The 19,024-nt window shown below is 73.2% G+C and carries 16 protein-coding genes; 7 read left to right on the plus strand and 9 right to left on the minus strand.

Annotated features, from left to right (window positions below; genetic code table 11):
* Nucleotides 1-63: 63 nt before the first annotated feature.
* Genes ACIHFD_RS21750 through ACIHFD_RS21760 form a run of 3 tightly spaced genes read left to right on the plus strand, consistent with a single transcriptional unit; the run spans nt 64 to nt 4,601 of the window.
* On the plus strand, nt 64-1,173 hold the full coding sequence (locus ACIHFD_RS21750) for a M24 family metallopeptidase (RefSeq protein ID WP_397368430.1): 1,110 nt from the start codon (nt 64-66) through the stop codon (nt 1,171-1,173).
* Between the two features lie 6 nt (nt 1,174-1,179).
* Nucleotides 1,180-1,941, plus strand: a complete 762-nt coding sequence (locus ACIHFD_RS21755) for a protein phosphatase 2C domain-containing protein (protein WP_397368431.1) — start codon at nt 1,180-1,182, stop codon at nt 1,939-1,941.
* 59 nt (nt 1,942-2,000) lie between these two features.
* Nucleotides 2,001-4,601 carry an AAA family ATPase gene (locus ACIHFD_RS21760; RefSeq protein ID WP_397368432.1) on the plus strand — a complete coding sequence of 867 codons (2,601 nt, stop codon included), beginning with the start codon at nt 2,001-2,003 and terminating at the stop codon, nt 4,599-4,601.
* Here ACIHFD_RS21760 and ACIHFD_RS21765 read toward each other — a convergent pair.
* The 3 genes from ACIHFD_RS21765 to ACIHFD_RS21775 all read right to left on the minus strand — a co-directional run bounded on the left by ACIHFD_RS21765 (nt 4,594) and on the right by ACIHFD_RS21775 (nt 7,056).
* Nucleotides 4,594-5,034 (minus strand): hypothetical protein, encoded by a 441-nt coding sequence (locus ACIHFD_RS21765; RefSeq protein WP_397368433.1) that lies wholly within the window; start codon nt 5,032-5,034, stop codon nt 4,594-4,596. The two genes, ACIHFD_RS21760 and ACIHFD_RS21765, sit on opposite strands and share 8 nt — an antisense overlap.
* A 29-nt stretch (nt 5,035-5,063) precedes the next feature.
* Nucleotides 5,064-5,645 carry a sigma-70 family RNA polymerase sigma factor gene (locus tag ACIHFD_RS21770; protein WP_363968697.1) on the minus strand — a complete coding sequence of 194 codons (582 nt, stop codon included), beginning with the start codon at nt 5,643-5,645 and terminating at the stop codon, nt 5,064-5,066.
* A 73-nt stretch (nt 5,646-5,718) separates the two neighbouring features.
* Nucleotides 5,719-7,056: a S8/S53 family peptidase gene (locus ACIHFD_RS21775; protein ID WP_397368434.1), complete on the minus strand. Its 1,338-nt coding sequence runs from the start codon at nt 7,054-7,056 to the stop codon at nt 5,719-5,721.
* A gap of 91 nt (nt 7,057-7,147) precedes the next feature.
* Here ACIHFD_RS21775 and ACIHFD_RS21780 point away from each other — a divergent pair, with 91 nt between their 5' ends.
* The 4 genes from ACIHFD_RS21780 (at nt 7,148) to ACIHFD_RS21795 (ending at nt 12,086) form a co-directional block, all read left to right on the plus strand.
* Nucleotides 7,148-9,763, plus strand: coding sequence for a CHAT domain-containing protein (locus tag ACIHFD_RS21780; protein ID WP_397368435.1), 2,616 nt, complete (start codon nt 7,148-7,150; stop codon nt 9,761-9,763).
* A gap of 110 nt (nt 9,764-9,873) precedes the next feature.
* The gene (locus ACIHFD_RS21785; RefSeq protein WP_397368436.1) at nt 9,874-10,725 is read left to right on the plus strand and encodes a terpene synthase family protein; all 852 of its coding nucleotides are present in this window, start codon (nt 9,874-9,876) and stop codon (nt 10,723-10,725) included.
* Between the two features lie 272 nt (nt 10,726-10,997).
* Complete coding sequence (locus ACIHFD_RS21790; protein ID WP_350734616.1) at nt 10,998-11,591, plus strand: ATP/GTP-binding protein; 594 nt, start codon at nt 10,998-11,000, stop codon at nt 11,589-11,591.
* A gap of 24 nt (nt 11,592-11,615) precedes the next feature.
* A complete protein-coding gene (locus tag ACIHFD_RS21795) occupies nt 11,616-12,086 on the plus strand; it encodes an Lrp/AsnC family transcriptional regulator (RefSeq protein ID WP_350734614.1) in 471 nt (156 codons plus the stop codon).
* Between the two features lie 60 nt (nt 12,087-12,146).
* On the opposite strand, the gene ACIHFD_RS21800 is transcribed toward ACIHFD_RS21795, so the two are convergent.
* The 6 genes from ACIHFD_RS21800 to ACIHFD_RS21825 are packed head-to-tail and all read right to left on the minus strand — an operon-like array spanning nt 12,147 to nt 18,802.
* Entirely contained in the window at nt 12,147-13,145 is a 999-nt protein-coding gene (locus tag ACIHFD_RS21800; RefSeq protein ID WP_397368437.1) for an N-acetylglucosamine kinase, read from the minus strand.
* Entirely contained in the window at nt 13,145-14,404 is a 1,260-nt protein-coding gene (locus tag ACIHFD_RS21805; protein WP_397368438.1) for a 6-phospho-beta-glucosidase, read from the minus strand. Before ACIHFD_RS21805 ends, ACIHFD_RS21800 begins: the two co-directional genes overlap by 1 nt.
* Complete coding sequence (locus ACIHFD_RS21810) at nt 14,401-15,306, minus strand: carbohydrate ABC transporter permease (protein ID WP_397368439.1); 906 nt, start codon at nt 15,304-15,306, stop codon at nt 14,401-14,403. Before ACIHFD_RS21810 ends, ACIHFD_RS21805 begins: the two co-directional genes overlap by 4 nt.
* A complete protein-coding gene (locus tag ACIHFD_RS21815; RefSeq protein ID WP_355198912.1) occupies nt 15,303-16,232 on the minus strand; it encodes a sugar ABC transporter permease in 930 nt (309 codons plus the stop codon). Before ACIHFD_RS21815 ends, ACIHFD_RS21810 begins: the two co-directional genes overlap by 4 nt.
* Nucleotide 16,233: 1 nt before the next feature.
* Nucleotides 16,234-17,580, minus strand: a complete 1,347-nt coding sequence (locus tag ACIHFD_RS21820; protein WP_397368440.1) for an ABC transporter substrate-binding protein — start codon at nt 17,578-17,580, stop codon at nt 16,234-16,236.
* A gap of 25 nt (nt 17,581-17,605) precedes the next feature.
* Nucleotides 17,606-18,802 (minus strand): ROK family transcriptional regulator, encoded by a 1,197-nt coding sequence (locus tag ACIHFD_RS21825; protein ID WP_397368441.1) that lies wholly within the window; start codon nt 18,800-18,802, stop codon nt 17,606-17,608.
* Nucleotides 18,803-19,024: the final 222 nt, after the last annotated feature.

The raw sequence follows: 19,024 nt of genomic DNA on the forward strand, positions 1-19,024 counted from the left end.
CTTGCCGTGTTGTGAGAGCTTTTCGCGGATTTTAGGCGGCGCGGTCCGAGTAGATTATGGGCTGTGACGTCCTCAGATCTGTATCCCGTGTCCCGTCTCACCGCCGTCCAGGAGGCCACCGCCAAGGCCGGTCTCGACGCCCTTTTGCTGACGCCCGGCCCCGACTTGCGCTATGTGAGCGGATACGAGGCCAAGCCGCTGGAGCGGCTGACGTGTCTCGTGGTGCCCGCCTCCGGCGAGCCGTACATGATGGTGCCCCGGCTGGAGCTGCCCGCGGCGCAGGCGTCGCCCGCCTCGCGGCTGGGGCTGGAGTTCGTGGCGTGGGACGAGACCGACGACCCGTACGCCATCGCGGCGGCGCGGCTGGGCCAGGTCGAGAAGGTGGGCCTGGCCGACCGGATGTGGGCCATGTCGTCGCTGCGCTTCCGCGAGGTGCTGCCGGGCGCGGAGCAGGTGCTGGCCGGGACCGTGCTGCGTGAGCTGCGCATGCGCAAGTCGGCCGCCGAGGTGGCGGCGCTGCGCGAGGCGGGGGAGGCGATCGACGCGGTGCACCGGCGGGTGCCGGAGTTCCTGCGCGCCGGGCGCACCGAGCGCGAGGTGGGCCGGGACATCGCGGAGGCGATCATGGCGACGGGCCACGCGACCGTCGACTTCGTCATCGTCGCCTCCGGGCCCAACGGGGCCAGCCCCCACCACGACGTCTCCGACCGGGTGATCCAGTCCGGGGAGCCGGTCGTGGTGGACATCGGCGGGCAGCTGCACAACGGCTACTGCTCCGACTCGACGCGCACGTACAGCGTCGGCGAGCCGCCCGCGGACTTCGCCGCGTACTACGAGGTGCTGCGGCGAGCCCAGGACGCGGCCTGCGCGGCGGTGCGGCCGGGCGTCTCCTGCGAGTCGATCGACGCCGCCGCCCGCGACATCATCGCCGAGGCGGGATACGGCGACTACTTCATCCACCGCACCGGCCACGGCATCGGGATCGAGACGCACGAGGAGCCGTACATCGTCTCCGGCAACGGCGAGCCGATGGAGGCCGGCTTCGCGTTCTCCGTGGAGCCCGGGATCTACCTGCCCGGCAGCCACGGGGCGCGGATCGAGGACATCGTGGTCTGCACCGACACGGGCGCCGAGCGGCTCAACAACACCCCGCGCGACCTCGTCATCGTGTAGGAGGCCGTGTTCGCGGAGGTCGCCTGCGCCAGCAGGCCCGGGTCCGGGCGGCCGAACGAGGACCTGGTGATCGCGGGGCCGTCGTGGATCGTCGTGCTCGACGGGGCGACGGCCTTGCCTGGGATCGCCGGCGGATGCGCGCACGACGTGCCGTGGCTGGTGCGGCGGCTCGGGGACGCGCTGGCGGCGGGGCTGAGCGCCGATCGCGACTCGCCGCTGGCGGAGATCCTGGAGGCGGCCATCGGGACGACGATGGCCGCCCACTCCGGCACCTGCGACCTGGACGATCCCGACTCGCCGTCCTCGACGGTGGCCATGGTGCGGACCAGCCGGAACGGGGTCGAATATCTCGTGCTGGGCGATTCGCCCGTCGTCTTCTCGCTGGCGGACGGCGGGGTCCGGGTGGTGAGCGACGACCGGGTCGAGGGCCTGCCGGGCGGGCGGCCGTACACGGTGGAGCTGGTGCGGCGGATGCGCAACGCGCCCGGCGGGTTCTGGGTGGCCGGCAGCCGCCCGGAGGCGGCTCGGCAGGGGCTGTGCGGCGTCGTGGCCGACGCGCGCGGCGTGGGCGCGCTCACCGACGGGGTGTCGCGGCTCGTCGACTGGTACGGGTGGAGCTGGCGCGACCTCGTGGCGGCGCTGGACGGGCAGGGGCCCGAAGCGGTGATCGCGGCGGTCAGGGAGCTGGAGCGGGACCGTGGGCCCGTGTACGGGAAACGGCACGACGACGCCACCGCCGCCTGGACCCGGGTCGGCGCCCGGCCCTGAGGTGTATCAGGGCCCGCCGCCCGCCCTCTGGGAATGCGAGGGCGGCGGAGGGAGTGCTCATGTTCGTCGGCAGGACAGCGGAGCTCGCCCTGCTGGGCGCGGAACTGCGCGCGGCAGACGGGGGATCCGCCCGGAGAGCGGTCGTCGAAGGGCCCGAGGGGATCGGCAAGACGGCGCTCATCCACCGGCTCGTCGCGTCCGGGGGCGCGCGGGTGCTGGCGGCCAGCGGCGAGGAGAGCGAACGGGAGCTCCACCTCGGCGTCGTGCGCCAGCTCCTGGACGAGGCGGCATATCTGGGGGTGCCCGCGGCGGCGGGGCCGGACCCGTGTGCCGCCGGGCAGGCGCTCTGCGAGGCGATCGACGCGCTCCAGGCGCAGGGACCCCTGGTGGTGCTGGTCGACGACGCGCAGTGGGCGGACGGCCCCTCCTTACGGGCCCTGTCCTACGTGCTGCGGCGGACGCGGGCCGGGCGCGTGCTCGTGCTGCTCGCCTGCCGCGACGTCGCCGGTCCGTGGCTGCCGGAAGGGCTGCGGCGGCTCCTGACCGGCGACGACACGCTCCGTATCACACTGGGCGGCCTGAGCACCGCCGACCTGACCGAGCTGGCATCCGGGCCGGGATCCGAGCTGGTATCCGGGCCGGCATCTGGCGCGGAGAACACCGAGACGGGCGCAGCGACGGGCCGGGCCGCCGCGCGGCTGCGTGACCACACGCTGGGCAACCCGCTGCACGCCCGCGCACTCCTGGCCGCCCTTCCCGTCCACGTCCTGGCCGACCCCGGTACGCGGCTGCCCGCCCCGGGCACGTACCTGCGCTCCTTCGCCCGCCGCCTGCACGCCTGCACCCCCGCCACCCGCCGGCTCGTCGCCGCGTGCGCCATCCTGGGCGAGAAATGCCCGCTTCACGTAGCGGTGTCCGTCGCGGGCGGGGTGGACGAGCCGCTGGACGCGCTGGAGGAGGCCGTCGGCGCCGGGCTGCTGCGCGAGCTGCCCGGACGCCTGGTCGGCTTCACCGAGCCGCTGGCGCTGGCGGCCGCCTACGACGGGCTCGGCGCCGGCGTCCGGGCGCGGCTGCACCTGGCCGCCGCCCGCCTGGCCGAGGAGACCGGTACGGCCCTGCGCCACCGGGCGGCGGCGGCCGGTGGCCCCGACGAGGCGCTGGCCGAGGAGCTGGCCGGCTTCGCGGCCAAGGCCGCCCAGCACGGGCAGTGGCAGGAGGCCGCCGCCCATCTCGACCTGGCCGCCGGGCTCACCGAGTCGGCCGCCCGCCGCGACGAGCTGGCCACGGCCGTCCTGGAGCACGTCCTCGTCGGAGGCGACGTGGTCCGCGCCACTGAGCTCGCCGCCACCCGCAACGCCGATCCGCGCCCGGTGCGCCGCTACGTGCTGGGCCGGCTCGCGCTGGCCTCGGGACGCTTCGACGAGGCCGCCGAGCTGCTGGCCGAGGCGTGGCGGCACCGGGAGCCCGGGTTCGCCGCCGACGTGGCCGAACAGCTCGCCTGGCTGCACCTGGTCAACGGAGACCGGGAGGCGGCGGTGAGCTGGGCGGGCCTGGCGATCGGACAGCCCATCGCGGGCGCGGTCGCCAGGCCGTACGACGTGCTGGCGCTGGGAGGGGCACCCGGCGCCGGCGCGCCGCCCGGCGGCCTCACCGCGGCGCTCGCGCACCTGGCCGAGGGCGCCCCCGAACAGGCGTGCGCGGTGCTCAGACGGGTCGAGAGCGCCACGGCGAAGGCCGGGCTGCCGCACCACCGCCTGCTGGCCGCCGCGCTGCTGGCCGTCGCCGAGCACCGCAGCGCGCGCTGGGACGAGGCCGCCGCCCGCGCGGAACAGGCGCTCGCCGAGGCGCGGGCGCTCGGGCAGCGGTGGCTGCTGCCGTGCCTGGAGGTCGCGTGCGTGGCGCCGCTGGCGGCCCGCGGCGAGCACGAGCGGGCGCTCGCGCACGCCAGGGCCGCCCGCGCCACCGCCCGCCGCCTGCGCCACGCGATGGGGGAGCGGCAGGCGGAGCTGGCCCTGACCCTCATCGGAGCCGAGCCCGCCCGCACTGTGGAGGGGCCGGGTGATGTGTTCGTGCCCGACCCGCGGCCGGGACGGATCGAGGCGCTGGTGGCCGACGGGCGGCTGGAGGAGGCGGAGCGGACGCTGGTGGCGTTCGGCGGGAGCGGCCCGCAGGCCGCCCGGCTCAGGCTGGAGGGCCTGCTGCTCGCCGCCAGGAACGTTCCAATCGAGGCCGAGCAGCGCTTCGTCCGCGCGCTCACGCTGGTGGAAGGGGTGTGCCCGCTGGAGGAGGCGCGCGTGCTGCTCGACCTCGGCAGGCTGCTGCGCCGCACCGGGCGGCGCCGAGCGGCCGCGGACCGGCTCGGCGCGGCCCGCGCGATCTTCCATCGGCTGGGGGCGCGCCCGCTCGTGGACCGCTGCGCCCAGGAGCTGGCGGCGTGCGGGCTGGAACCGCCCGCGACGGTACGGCTCGGGCTCACGCCCCAGGAGCTCAGCACCGCCACGCTGGTGGCCGGCGGGCTGACGAACCGGCAGATCGCCAGAGAGCTGCTCATCAGCGTCAAAACCGTCGAGTACCACCTCGGCAAGATCTACGCCAAGCTCGGGATCGGCTCCCGGGTGGCGCTGGCCGCCAAGTTGGGCGACCTGACGACGGTCAGATGAGGATCCAGGTGGTCACCACCGGGCCGCCGCAGTCGGGGCTGACCCGCAGCCGCAGCGGGCCGGGCGCGAGCTCGCCCGTGGTGAACCGGCCCAGCTCGTCCGCGCACACCGGCGTGCCACCGTCCCGCCGCTGCACCACGATCTCGGCGGGCGTACCGCCCGACACCCGCCCCACCAGCCGCCGGCCGGTCACCTCCAGCTCCACGACGACCTCCCCGGCGGCGAACGACAGCAGCCGCGCCCGCCCCCCGCCGCGCACCCGGGTGGCCGACAGCTCCTCCCACGAGTCGAACGTCAGCTCGGCCAGCTCCGCGTCCAGGGACCTGAGCGCGTAGGCCAGCATCGCCTCCTCGAACAGCCCCGCCGGGACCGGGTCGAGCCGCTCGGCCGCCGCCCGCAGCCGTTCCTCCAGCTCCAGGTCCCCATCATCCATGGCGTCATTTATGGCGTCGTCCACGCCGTTCACCCCCTGATGCCGTTCACGCCTCGCCGGTTCATCAGGGCGGCCAGCCGCTTGAGGCAGCGCCCCCTGTTCGGGCCGATGCTGCCGACCGGCATGTCCAGCCCGTCCGCGATCTCCTGGTAACTCGGCCGCGGCTCGGCGATGAGGACGCGCAGCAGCCGCCTGCAGCGCTCCGGCAGCTCCTCGAACGCGCTCCACAGCTCCTGCTCGCGCTCGGCCTGCTCGTTCGCCTCCTCCGCCTCCAGCAGCAGGAACTCGGGCGAGCGATCGTCGGCGTCGAGGCCCATCAGCTCCAGGTCGCCGACCGGCAGGGCCCTGCCGCTGGTGCGCAGGACCCGCAGCGCCTCGTGCCTGGCGGTGCTGGCCAGCCAGGAGCCGGCCCGCTCGGGCTCCCGGAGCCTGGTCAGGTGCTCGGCGAAGCGGTACCACGTCGTCTGGCACACGTCCTGGGCGTCGGAGTCGTTCACGAGGTAGCCTCGCGCCACGGCCCACACCAGCCCGCTGTAGCGCTGGTAGAGCTCCTTCCACGCCCCAGCGTCGCCGTCCGCGGCAGCCGCGACCAGGGTTGCGGTGTCGTCCACTGCGGCGGCTCCCTATATCTGGGCGGGAAGCCCAATATATTTCGCATATCGCCGCCGGGCGGGTAACTCGCCATCATCGGAGGAAACCGCTCAGATCCGGTACGGCCAGCCGCCCCGCGAGAAGCTGCGCCGCGGCCTCCCTCGCCGACACCTGCTCCTGCGCTATGCGGGCCGCGATCATCCCGGCCACGATCGGCGTGGCGAACGACGTGCCGCTCCAGGCCGCCAGGCCGGTGAAAGTGGCCTTGTCGCCCTCCTGCAGCGTGGCCATGCAGGTGCAGCCGGGGTAGTGGGCCGGGTCGGCGAAGCGGCAGGTGGTGCGGTGCGGGTAGCCGTACTGGTAGGGGCCGGAGGTGAAGGCGTTGACCAGGCGCTCGCCCGGCGCGTACACCGTGACCCAGTCGCCGTGGTTGCTGAAGCAGGCCCGGCCGAGCCCGTCCTCGCGCAGCGCGCCCACCGACAGCACCACGTCGCCGGAGGCGTTGACCGGCTCCGCGGCGAACGCGGCCGGCCAGAACGGCAGCGTCTCGCCGTCGTTGCCGGCCGCGGCCACCAGGAGCGTGCCGGGGTGGGCGGCCAGCTCGTCCACGAAGTCGGCCAGGCCGAGCAGCGCGCTCGCGTCGGCGGTCCTGGTGCCGGCCGACAGGGAGACGATGTCCGGCCAGCCGTGCTCGTCCAGGATGTGCAGCAGGGTCTGGCCCAGCTCGTCCTCCAGGGCGGCGCCCGCGTACGGGAAGGCGTTGTAGACGCGCACGTCGGCGGCGGGCGCCACGCAGCGCAGCACGCCGGCGATGAACGTGCCGTGGCCCACGTACGGCTTGATCAGGCCGTCGGGGTCGAGCTCGTCGCCGGGGGCGGTGACGTCGCCGTCCACCTTGGGGATGTTCGGGATGCCCGAGCTCTCGGCCAGCCACTGGTGGTCGAGGTAGTCGTGGACGAGGCCGGTGTCGAGGACGGCGACGCTCACCCCCGCGCCCCGGTCGCGGCCGGACAGGGGCGGGTTGAGCGGCCCGGCGCTCGGGACCGGCTCGTCGCCGGGGCACAGGTTGACGCCCGCGACGGTGACGAAGTGGACCAGGCTCGACGCGATGTCCTCGCGGGCCAGGTGCTCGACGGTCCGGTGCAGGTTCCTGGAGCCGACGGAGAGCCGGCGCATGGAGGTGCGGCCGACGGTCCTGGCCCCGGCCACGCGGACCGTGTCGGGGCCCGGCTGCAGGCGCTGGACGGTCGCGGCGGCCCGGCCCGCGTCGGCGTCGCGCACCAGGACGTGCCCGGCGAGGTGGGCGAACCGCGGCTGCACCGCGGATCCCGGCGCGGCCCCTTCGGGGCCCGCGACCGCGCGCATGCCGTCCGGCAGCGCCGCGTTGAGTATCTCCAGCTGCTCCCAGAACCGGCTGTCCGATGGGGTCATTCTCTGCGTCCCTCCCTGTCCCTCCCTGCGATGTACGTATGTAGGAGCCATCACCGGAGCCGCTGATACAGCAGGGGTCTACGATCGTTCCGTGTCCCGGGAAGATCCGCACGACCTGCTGGCCATGGTCTTCGCGAGACCCCGGGAGGCCCTGGCGGCCGCCAGGGCGCTGCTGGCCGACGGGAGGGGCCCGTACGAGTCCTCGATCGCCAGGCAGGCGCTCGGGATCCTGCACCGTGAGTTCGGCGACCTCGAGGCGGCCATCGGGGAGCTGCGCCATGCCGTGCGCCTGGCGCGGCGCTCCGGCTCGGCCGACCGCGAGACCGACGTGCTGGCCACGCTGGGCATCGCGCTGCTGCAGTCAGGACGTACGCGGGCGGGCCTGTCGGCGCTCGACCAGGCCGCGACCCGGGCGGACGGCACGACGCGGGCGCGGGTGCTGTTCCGCCGCGCGGGCGCCCGGTGGATCCTGGGCCGGCACGGGCCGGCCCTCGACGACCTGCGGGACGCGGTGCCCGCCCTGCTGGGGGCGCGCGACACGGTGTGGGCGGCGCGGGCGCTGACCCTGCGCGGGCACGTCCAGCTCGCCCTGGGCGCCGTCCAGGCCGCCGACGCGGACTTCCGCACGGCGCAGGACATGCTGGGCCCGACCCGGCAGGAGCACGACTCGGCGGTGGCCGTGCAGAACCGGGGGGTGGCGGCGTTCCGCACGGGCGATCTGCCCGCGGCGCTCGCCCTGCTGGACGAGGCGGAGCGGAGCTTCCACTCACTCGGCACGCCGATGTTCGACCTGGTCGGCGACCGGTGTGCGGTTCTGCTGGCCGCCGGGCTGGCCCGGGACGCGCTGGAGCACGCGGACGGAGGGCTGCGGCTGCTGGCCCGGCTGCGCGGCCAGGCGACCCGGCGCGCCGAGCTGCTGCTCATCGCCGCCCGCGCCGCCCTCCAGAGCGGCGACCCGGTTACCGCCGGGGAACGGGCGGGGGAGGCCCGGCGGCTGTTCGCCCGCCAGCACCGCGCGTGGTGGTCCGAGCACGCCCGCCTGATCGTCCTCCAGGCCGAACACGCCACCCCGGACGTCCCGGCGCGGCGGACCGCGCTGGGCGAGGCCCGGCGGCTCGCCGCGCGGCTGGCCGGGCTGGGGTCACCGGAGGTGTGGCAGGCCCACCTGGTGGCGGGACGGATCGCGCTCGCCCTGGGCGAACCGGGCGTGGCCGAGCGGCACCTCACCAGGGCCGCCGACGTCCGGTACAAGGGGCCCGCCACGTCCCGGGCGGGCGGCTGGCTGGCCGAGGCGCTCCGGGCGGAGGCGGCCGGGGAGCCGCGCCGCCTGCTGCACGCCTGCCGGGCCGGGCTGGCGCTCATCGAGGAGCACCGGCTCACGTTCGGCTCGTCCGAGCTGCACGCGCTGGCCACCGCCCAGGGCGCGGAGCTGGTCACGCTCGCCCAGCGGCACCTGCTGCGCGAAGGGCGGCCCCGCCGGCTCCTGGCCTGGACGGAGCGGTGGCGGGCCACCTCGCTCGCCGTGCCCGCCGTGAGCCCGCCCGAGGACGGCGAGCTCCTGGCCAGGCTCGCCGCCCTGCGGCAGGCCGAGCACCTGCTGGCCCAGGCCCGCCAGGACGGCGCCGCCTCGGCCGCGGCCCTGGAGCGCGACCGCAGCCGCCTGGAATCCCGCGTACGCTCCGCCACGCTCCATGCCAAGGGGCGTTCGCGCGGCGGAGGCGAGCGCCGCGACCGCGACGACGACCGGACCGGGCGGCTCCTGGACGCCCTCGGCGGGGGCCGGCTGGCGGAGCTGGTCGCCGTGGACGGCACGCTGCACGTCCTGCTCTGCGGCGACGGGACCGTGCGCCGCCACACCGCCGGGCCCATGGACCGGGCCGTCGCGGAGGTCGAGTTCGCCCGCTCCAGGCTGCGCCGCCTCGCCTACGAACGCGACCCCGACCAGGGCGAGCTCCACGACCTGGGCGCCCAGCTGGAGCGGGCGGTGCTCGGACCGGTGGCGGGCCTGCTCGGCGAGGAGGGGCCCCTGGTCGTGGTGCCCCCCAGCACCCTGCACACCACCCCCTGGGGCCTGCTGCCGTCCCTGCGCCGCCGGCCCTTCACCGTCGCTCCCTCCGCCGGGGCGTGGCTGCGCGCCAGGTCGGCGCCGCGCCCCGACGGCGGCCGCATCGTCCTCGTCCGCGGCCCGGGCGTCGCCCACGCCGACCGCGAGGTACGCGAGATCGCCGGCCTGTACGCCCAGGTCGACGGTGACATGCCCTGGGACGTGTCCCTCCTCGAGGCGGGGCGGTCCACCGCGCCCGCGGTGCTGGCGGCCATCGACGGCAGCCTGCTCGCCCACCTGGCCGCGCACGGCACGTTCCGGGCCGACAGCCCGCTGTTCTCCTCGCTCCACCTCGACGACGGCCCCCTGACCGGCTACGACCTCGAACGCCTGCGCCGCGCCCCCCACCACCTCGTCCTGTCGAGCTGCGACTCCGGCCAGATGGCGGCCGTCGGCGCCGACGAGCTGCTGGGCCTGGCCACCGCCCTGCTCCGCCTCGGCACCGCCGGGATCGTCGCCAGCGTCGTCCCCGTGAACGACGAGACCGCCGTGCCCGTCATGCTCGGCCTGCACGACGGCCTGCGCCGTGGGCTCGGCCTGGCCGAGGCGCTCTGCCGGGCCAGGGGCGACGACGTGTCGTTCATCGCCATCGGGGCAGGCTGAACGGGCCATTGATGGGAAGCGCGCGATCATGAAACAATTCCCCAACAGATGGATATCGGGGTTTGGGGGACGGTCGCCCATGATCCGCGAGCTGATCGAGCGGCCCTAGGATGCCGGACGACGGGCTGGACGAGGCGTTCGAGCTCGGCAGGACGTGCGCGCTGGCCGCCGAATGCGGCAGGGACCTGCGGCGCTGCGCCCAGATGTACAGCGGGCTGTTCCCCGCGGCGGCCTTCGGCGCCGAGTCCTACGCCGCCCTGACCCTCTCCACGGCCTTCAGCGCCCCCTGGGCCAGCGCCGAGCACCTGAAGGTGGCCAACCGGGCCGCCCTGTGGGTCCTGGCCGTGGACCGTCTCGTGGACCACACCGCCACCACCCGCGAGCAGGTCGACCGGCTGATCCGCGAATGCCTGTCGGTCGCCGACGGCGCCGTGCCCCGCTCGGCGGCGACCCGGTTCCTGGCCGACCTGCGGGACGAGCTGGGCACCGTCAAGGAGTTCGACGACCTGCGGTGGATCTGGCGCGACCAGCTCGCCGAGACGCTGACCGGCATGGGCAGGGCGTGGGTGTGGCGGGATACGCGGGCCGTCCTGACGCTGGAGCGCTTCCTCGACAACGCCGACAGCCGCGGCTCGTGCTTCGTGGACGTCTCGCACTGGATCTACACCGCCGACGACTGGGCCAGGACCCATTTGGACGACCTGCGGGCGGTCAGCAGGCAGGTCCAGCGCTACCTGCACCTGCTCGGCGACGTGGCCTCCTACCGCAGGGACATGAGCTGGGGCGACCTGAACGTCCTGGCGCTCGGCGTCAGCCGCGCCGAGGTCACCGGGGCGATGGCCGCCCTGGCCCGCGAGGCCGCCGGGCTCATCGAGCCGGTTGGGGCCGGCAGCCCCCGAACCGCCGCCTACCTGCGCAGACAGATCGGGTTCAACGCAGGTTTCGTCGGTATTTCGGGCTGAGGACCGGCCGTTAAAGTGCTTGTCGGATTACCTGACACATTGGCTTGACACCTTGACTGTCAGATCCGCGAATAAGAGCGCGTCGCACGACAAACCGTGACATTTTGATTCTTGTAAAAGATTGCGGCTTGAGTGGAAAATGTGGCGTTGCTAGGGTGTCTGGATGCCAGGCATGTGGAGCGACCTTCTCAATGCACCTTGACAGGTACCACTGACCACGGCACCTCAGGGGCGGGGTTGTGCATGCGCGGGAGAGGTACAGGCGGTGCTGGATGGAATTCGGTCGCTCTGACCGTTGGCGGCTGCCGACAGCGATCAAGATCCTGATCGCGGGTGGTTTCGGTGCGGGCAAGACCACCATGGTCGGCGCCGTGTCCGAAACCCGGCCATTGCGTACGGAAGAGGCGCTCACCCAGGTAGGGACCCACGTCGACGACCTGTCGGGCGTCGAGAGGAAGCTCACCACCACCGTGGCCATGGATTTCGGCCGCATCACCATCGCCAACGACTACATGCTCTACCTGTTCGGGACGCCCGGCCAGGAGCGCTTCTGGTTCGTGTGGGACGAGCTGGCCATGGGCGCCCTCGGCGCCGTCGTGCTGGCCGACACCCGCCGCCTCGACGACTGCTTCCCGGCCGTCGACTACTTCGAGAAGCGCGAGCAGCCGTTCATCGTGGCGCTCAACTGCTTCGAGGGCTCGAGGCCGTTCACGGTCGGCGAGGTGCGCTCGGCGATCGGCCTGGAGCCGGACATCCCCATCGTGCGCTGCGACGCCCGCAAGAAGGACTCGGGCCGGGAAGTGCTCATCACGCTCGTCGAGCACGCGATGCGCATGGGGGCCTCGCCCGTCGGGACCATGTCGTGACCATGACCGGCTAACCTTTTGGCGATGGAGGAGATCGACCGCCGGATCGTCACGCTGCTCGCCCGCGACGGCCGGATGAGCTTCACCGACCTGGCCAGGGAGACCGGGCTCTCGGTCTCGGCGGTGCACCAGCGCGTACGCCGCCTGGAAAAGCGCGGGGTCGTGCGCGGATACGCCGCGATCATCGACCATGAGGCGGTCGGGCTGCCGCTGACCGCGTTCGTGTCGATCAAGCCGATCGACCCGGCCGCGCCCGACGACGCCCCCGAGCGGCTGGCCCACCTGACGGCCATCGAGGCGTGCCACAGCGTGGCGGGCGACGAGAGCTACATCCTCAAGGTCCGGGTGGGCTCGCCGACGGCGCTGGAGGACCTGCTGCAGCAGATCCGCGCCTCGGCCAACGTCTCGACCCGCACCACGGTGGTGCTGAGCACCCCGTACGAGCATCGGGCCCCCGAGGTGGCCGGCGAGCTCCCCGCCGGCCCGGACGCCTGACCACCCACCCCGGAGGCCGCCCCGGAGCGGCCGCCGGGGTGCTCAACCACCCTTGAGCGCTCAGCCCCGGCCAGGCGGCTCGTAGCGGGCGCGCAGGCGGGCCTTGGCGCTCTCCGCCGCCCCGAGGTGCTCCAGGCCGAGCAGCCCCGCGCCCACGATCGGGGGCACGTCGGCCAGCACCGGCTTCGCCCGCGGCGTCCGTACCGCGAAGGAGGAGTCCAGCAGCGACGTCAGCAGCGGATCCCGGGCCGTCAGCAGGCCCCCGCCCAGCACCACCTCGGTCGGCGTCTCCAGCAGGCCGAGGCGGCGCAGGCACACCTCCGCCATCACCGTCACCTCCTCCGCCTGCCGCTCCACCAGCGACCTGGCCACCGCGTCCCCGTCCCCGGCCGCCGCGAGCACGCCCGGCGACAGCTCGTGCAGGCGTTCCTCGCTCAGCCGGCCGAAGTGCACCTCCAGCACGAGCTCCTCGACCGTCGCCGTGCCGAAGTAGGACGTGATCAGCCCGGTCAGCGCGGTCGGCACGCCGCGCCCGTCCTCGGCGCGGACCGCGTGCCACAGCGCCTCCTCCGCCAGGCCCTGGCCGCCGCCCCAGTCGCCGCTGATCCGCCCGAGAGCGGGGAAGCGGGCCACCGCGCCCGCGGGGGAGACGCCGACCGCGTTGATGCCGGCCCCGCACACCACCGCCACCCCCCACGCGGCCGACGCCCCGGCCCGCAGGAGCGCGAACGTGTCGTTGCGCACCACCACGTCCCGGCCGAACCCCCTGGCCGCGAACTCCCGCGCCAGCGCCTCCTCCTCGACCGGCAGGTCCGCCCCCGCCAGGCAGGCCGACACGTGGTCGAACCCGCCCTCAGGCCCTGCGTCGGACCACGCCTCCGCCCCCAGGGCGGCGAGCGCGTCCCGCACCACGCCCACCGCCGCCGCCGCCCCGTCGCGCTGCGGCGCGAACGGCCCCGAGCGGCCCGTGGCGAGCACCTCGCCGTGCTCAGAGATCACCGCCACGTCGGTCTTGCTGTTGCCGCCGTCCACCGCCAGCACGAGCCGCGGGCGCCCCACTAGCCCACCGCCCACGGCAGATGCGCGCGGTTCGCCTCGAGGAGCAGGCCCGTCAGCTCCTCGGCGATCTCGTCCTGCCCGACCAGCGGATGGGCGAGCAGGGCGTCCCGCACCCGGTCCGCGCCGCCGTGCAGCGCCGCGTCCAGGGCCAGGCGCTCGTACGCGGAGACGTGCGCGATCAGCCCGGCGTACAGCGGCTCGACCGGCGGCACCGGCAGCGGCACCGCGCCCCGGGCCCCGACGGCCGCGGGCACCTCGATCACCGCCGCCTCGTCGAGGAACGGCAGCGTGCCGCCGTTCCGGACGTTCACCACCTGAGTGTCCCCCCGGTCCCCGAGCAGCGACGCGATCAGCGCCACCGCCGCCTCCGAGTAGAACGCCCCGCCGCGCTCCGACAGCAGCTCCGGCTTGGTCACCACGGCCGGGTCGGCGTACATCTCCAGCAGCCGCCGCTCCAGCGCCGCCACCTCGGCCGCCCGCGACGGCTTGGCGCGCTGCTCGCGCACCACGGCGTCGTGCGCGTAGAAGTAGCGCAGGTAGTAGGAGGGGACCGAGCGCAGCCGCTCCAGCAGCTCCGGCCGCAGCCCGAGGCTGTCGGCGATCTCCTGCCCGTGCGAGCGCAGGATGGCCGGCAGGACGTCCTCGCCGTCCAGGTGGACGGACCGCTCCCAGGTCAGGTGGTTCAGCCCGACGTGGCCGAGCGAGACCCGCGAGGGCTCCACTCCCAGCCACCCGGCGAAGCTGCGCTGGAAGCCGATCGCCACGTTGCACAGCCCGATCGCCCGGTGCCCGGCGTCCAGGAGGGCCCGGGTGACGATGCCGACGGGGTTCGTGAAGTCCACGATCCACGCCTGCGGCGCCAGCGCGCGTACCACCGAGGCGATCTCCAGCACGACCGGCACCGTGCGCAGCGCCTTGGCCAGCCCGCCCGCGCCCGTCGTCTCCTGCCCCACGCACCCGCAGCGCAGCGGCAGCGTCTCGTCCACCTCCCGAGCCGCCTGCCCGCCCACCCTGAGCTGGAACAGCACCACCTGCGCCCCCGCGACCCCCTCCTCCACCGAGGAGGTGGCCAGCACGCGCGCCGGGTGCCCCGCGTGCGCCAGCATCCGCCGCGACACGCCCGCCACCAGCTCCAGGCGCGCGGTGTCGGGGTCTATCAGTGCGATCTCCGTCACCGGCAGCTCGTCGCGCAACCGCGCGAAGCCGTCGACCAGCTCAGGCGTGTACGTCGAGCCGCCCCCGACCACGGCCAGTTTCAACCCTTCACTCCCGTCAAAGTCACGCCCTCGATGAACACTCGCTGGGCGAAGAAGAACACGATGATCACCGGTGCGGTCACCAGCAGCGTGGCGGCCATGGTGAGGTTCCACTGCACGCTGTGGAACGCCTTGAACGTGGCCAGGCCGAGCGACAGCGTCAGGTGGTCCTGTTCGACGCCGGCGTACAGCAGCGGCCCGTAGTAGTCGTTCCAGCAGTAGAAGAACTGGAACAGGGCGACCGCCGCGATGGCCGGGCGGGCCATCGGCAGGACCACCCTGACGAGGGTCGTGAAGTCGGAGCAGCCGTCCACCTTGGCCGCGTCGGTGTAGTCGCGCGGGATCGTGACCAGGAACTGCCGCAGCAGGAAGATCGAGAACGCGTCCCCGAGCAGCATCGGCAGGATCAGCGGCCACAGGCTGTCCGTCAGCCCCAGCCGCGCCCACACCAGGTAGATCGGCACCGCGATGACCTGCGGCGGCAGCATCATCGCGGTGATCACCAGCAGGAACGCCAGCCGCCGCCCGCGAAAGCGGAACTTGGCCAGCGCGTACGCCACCGGCACCGACGACACCACCGTGAACACCGTCCCGAGCACCGCGTACATGAGCGTGTTGGCCGCCCACCGCAGCAGCATCGACTTCTCGAACACCACGGCGAAGTTGTCCCAGTTCCAGCTGTGCGGCCACAGGTCGCTGGTCAGCGCCTGCTGGTCGGTCATCAGCGCGGTCAGCGCGATGAACACCACCGGCGCCAGGAACATCAGCGCCAGCGCGACGGCCAGCGCGTGCGTGGCGATCCACACCAGCACCCGCCGCCTGCGGGCCCGGACGCCGTCCCGCCGGGCGTGCGCGGCCACCGGACGGGGCGGCGCGGTGCCCGGGTCGACGATCGTGGCACTCATGACGCCTCCTCGGCCTTGCGGAACTGCCGCAGCAGGATCAGCGTGAAGATCATCGAGGTGGCGAACAGGAGCAGCGCGAGCACGCACGCGTACCCCATGGAGTAGTCGCGGAAGCCGACCTGGAACAGCCACTGCGGCAGCGTCAGCAGCGACTCGTCCGGATAGCCGGGCGAGAACGAGCTGCCCGGCGAGTCCGTCTCGCCCGAGGCCACCCGCGAGGCGATCATCGCCTGCGTGAAGTACTGCAGGGCGTAGATGACGTTCGTGACCAGGGAGAACATCAGCACGGGCGCGATCGCGGGCAGTGTCACGCTGCGGAACTGCCGCCACGCTCCCGCCCCGTCGATGGCCGCGGCCTCGTACAGGTGCCTGGGCACGTCCAGCAGCGCCGCCATGAAGATCACGACGAGCTGGCCGCAGCTCCACAGCGACAGCAGCGTCAGGCTCGGCTTCGACCAGGCCGGATCGCCGAACCAGTCGGGCCCCCGGACCCCGAACAGGGCCAGGAACTGGTTCCACGGCCCGGTCGCCGGGTTCATCAGGAAGACGAACGTGATCGTGCCGGCCGCCAGCGGCACCAGCGACGGCAGGTAGAAGATCGTGCGGAACAGCCCGACGCCGGCCTTGAGCCGCACCACGAGCTGCGCCAGCGCCAGCGAGCACAGCACGGTCGCCGGCACCATGATGAGCACCAGCCACAGCGTGTTCTTCGCCGAGGTCAGCACCCTGGGGTCCGCGAACAGGTAGCGGTAGTTGTCCAGGCCGGCGAACTCGAGGGTGTACATGTCGTAGCGGTGGAAGGAGAAGTACACCGTGGACAGCAGCGGGTAGACGAAGAAGATCGACACCCCGGCGATCCACGGCGACAGCCACACGAGGGCCCGCAGGCCCTCTCGGCGCCGCCACACGTCAGCGAGCGCGGCCACCTCAGCCCCCGGTCAGCTTCAGCTTGTCGTCGATCTGCTTGTCCACGCCTTTCAGCCCGGCGTCCAGATCGGGTACGCCGCCCTTCTCCCACTTGGTCACGAACGTGCCCATGACCTCCTGGTTGAAGACGCTGTTCACGCTGGCGGGGATGGTCGAGGTCTTCGGGTGGGCGAAGATGTTCAGGAACGTCGTGAAATTGGCGTCCTTGGCCAGCTCGGGGGACTCCATCGACGCCTTTGTCGTCGGCACGTTGCGCAGCGCGTTCGACAGCGTCACCAGCGAGGCGGTGTCCGTGGTGAGGTGCTTGACCAGCTCCCACGCCTGCTGCGGATGCTTGGCCCCCTTCGGCACGCCGATCACGGTGCCCGCGGTGAAGCCGCTGCCGTACAGGTCGGGCCGGTCGTCGGCGACGGGCAGGGGAGCGGTGCCGTAGTCGAGGTCCTTCGCCTCGTTGGCGATCATGGCGTTTCGCCACTCGCCGTCCAGGACCATGGCCACCTTGCCCTGGTAGAACGGGTGTTTGGCGCTCCACTCGTCGCCCAGGCTCTTGCGGAACTTCTCCAGGTTGGCGTAGCCGTACCAGTCGACGAGCTCCTTCTGCCAGGTCAGCAGCCGCTTCCAGGCCGGGTCGGAGCCGATGGCCGAGGTGCCGTCGTCGTTGTACCACTTGGCGCCCACCATGGGGGCCAGGTGGGTGGGGCTGTTCTCGTAGTACTGGACGCTAGGGATGAACCCGGCCACCTTGATCGTGCCGTCGGCGTCGCGCACGGTGAGCTTCTTGGCCAGCGCGGTCAGCTCGCTCAGCGTCTTGGGCGGCTGACCGCCCTTCATCAGCGCCTTGTTGTAGTAGAGCCCGTACGCGTCCGCCAGCAGCGGCAGCGTGCACTGCTTGCCCTCGAAGCCCGAGTACGAGCGCGCCACCTCGGGCAGCACCGACAGGTCGATCCCGTCCTGCTTGATCACCGGGGTGAGATCCTGGAACGCTCCCGACTTGCACCATTGGGCCACGCTGTCGGTGGTGAACGAGGCCGCCACGTCGGGCGCGTTCCCACCCCGGATGGCCTGGGTGATCTGGTCGTCCTGCACGTTCTTGACGGCCTTGACGGTGATCTGCGGGAATTTCTTATTGAAGCCCGCGATGGCCTCCTCGAACGCCTTGACCTCGGCGTCCGTGTTGAACCCGTGCCACAGCTCCAGCGTGGCCGCCGGGAGCGCCTGCGAGGCCGAGCCCGAAGGTTTGGGCTGGGCGCCGAGCGACGGCCCTGCCTGTTTGTTCGCGGTGCACCCGCTCAGAGTGCAGGCGGTCAGCGCGAGAGCCGCGGCGACCGACAGAGGGACGAAGCGCACGGGGGGTGCCTCCTGCCGTGGTGGATCATGTCGGAACGGTTGAGCTGAAAACCTCTTCGCGTACGGTGGCAAGAGCCAGATCGAGGGCGCCGGCGAGGACGGGGTTGCCCTCGACGCTCGACAGCCGGACCCGGGGCTGCGGGATGGTGAGCGCGTGCAGCTCGTGTTCGACCAGCTCGCGCAGGGTCTCGCCGCCCGACAGCACGACGCCGCCGGTCAGCACGATCAGTCCGGGGTCCACGACGGACGTGATCGCGGCCAGGCCCACGGCCAGCCGGGCGGCGATGTCGCGCAGCCCCGCCCTGGCGTCGTCGGCCTTCTGGCCCTTCCCCTCGGCCGCCCGCACGGCGTTGGCGACCGCGTGCGGGAAGTCGCCGCCGCGCACGCCGTACGAGCGCAGCAGCTTCAGCACCGCCGGGCCGCCGGTGAGCGCCTGGTAGCCGTGATTGGCGTAGCGCCCCGCCTCGCGGGCCGTCGGCGCGCCCGGGGTCGGCATGTAGCCCACCTCGCCCGCGCCGCCCGTGGCGCCCCGGTGTATCCGGCCGCCCAGCACGATGGCCGAGCCGATGCCCTCGTCGGCCCACAGCAGCACGAAGTCCTGATGGCCCTGGGCCGCCCCGTGCGCCTGCTCGGCCACCGCGACCAGGTTGACGTTGTTCTCCACGTCCACCGGCACGCCCAGGCCCGCGCTGAGGGTCGGCACCAGGTCGGGGAGCTGCCAGCCGGGCACGTCCTTGGCGGCCGCGTACCCCAGCCTGCCGGTGGACGGGTCGATGGCGGCCTGCACGCCGATCACGACCCGGCGCAGCTTGTCCGGCGGGCTCGCGCCCTCCAGAGCCGCGTTCAGGCGGTCCACCAGCTCGCCGGGGGGCCGGCGCGGGGTCGGGAGCGTGTGCTCGCCGACGATCGTGCCGGTGATGTCGGCCACCTTGGCCTCGATCCGGTCGGGCGTGACGTCCAGCGCGGCCACGTACGCCGCCGCCGGGTTGATCCGGTAGACCTCCGCCGTACGCCCCGGCAGGCCCTCCCTGATGCCGTCGAGCACCACCAGCCCGGCCTCCTGCAGCCGGGCGAGGAGCTGGGACGCCGTCGGCTTGGACAGCCCGGTGAGGGTGCCGATCTCGGGGCGGGTCAGCGGACCGCGTTCGAGGAGTGCCTGCAGGGCGGCGCGATCATTGATGGCACGTAGCAGACTGGGGGTCCCCGGTACCGGACCGCTCACGGATGGACTCCTTGCGAGTTAGGAAACTTTCCTAACTCGGAACATAGGGAGTCCGGCCCCGTGGGTCAAGAGCCGGATGCAGGTGAAACCAAGCCGTAACAAGGAAAGAGATCGGAGAGAGAAAGCAAGTGGGAGTGCCTCAACAGGCGTGCTAATGTCGTCGTTTGTCGTAACAACAAGCAGAATGGCCCGGAGTGTCTCATTAACCACAATAACGGTCAG

It is taken from the genome of Nonomuraea sp. NPDC051941 (assembly GCF_044593615.1).

Excerpts from the sequence above, each read along its gene's own strand:
- ACIHFD_RS21760 (WP_397368432.1), top strand. The coding sequence starts at position 2,001 with ATGTTCGTCGGCAGGACAGCGGAGCTCGCCCTGCTGGGCGCGGAACTG.
- ACIHFD_RS21765 (WP_397368433.1), bottom strand. The coding sequence starts at position 5,034 with ATGGATGATGGGGACCTGGAGCTGGAGGAACGGCTGCGGGCGGCGGCC.
- ACIHFD_RS21775 (WP_397368434.1), bottom strand. The coding sequence starts at position 7,056 with ATGACCCCATCGGACAGCCGGTTCTGGGAGCAGCTGGAGATACTCAAC.
- ACIHFD_RS21785 (WP_397368436.1), top strand. The coding sequence starts at position 9,874 with ATGCCGGACGACGGGCTGGACGAGGCGTTCGAGCTCGGCAGGACGTGC.
- ACIHFD_RS21790 (WP_350734616.1), top strand. The coding sequence starts at position 10,998 with ATGGAATTCGGTCGCTCTGACCGTTGGCGGCTGCCGACAGCGATCAAG.
- ACIHFD_RS21795 (WP_350734614.1), top strand. The coding sequence starts at position 11,616 with ATGGAGGAGATCGACCGCCGGATCGTCACGCTGCTCGCCCGCGACGGC.
- ACIHFD_RS21810 (WP_397368439.1), bottom strand. The coding sequence starts at position 15,306 with ATGAGTGCCACGATCGTCGACCCGGGCACCGCGCCGCCCCGTCCGGTG.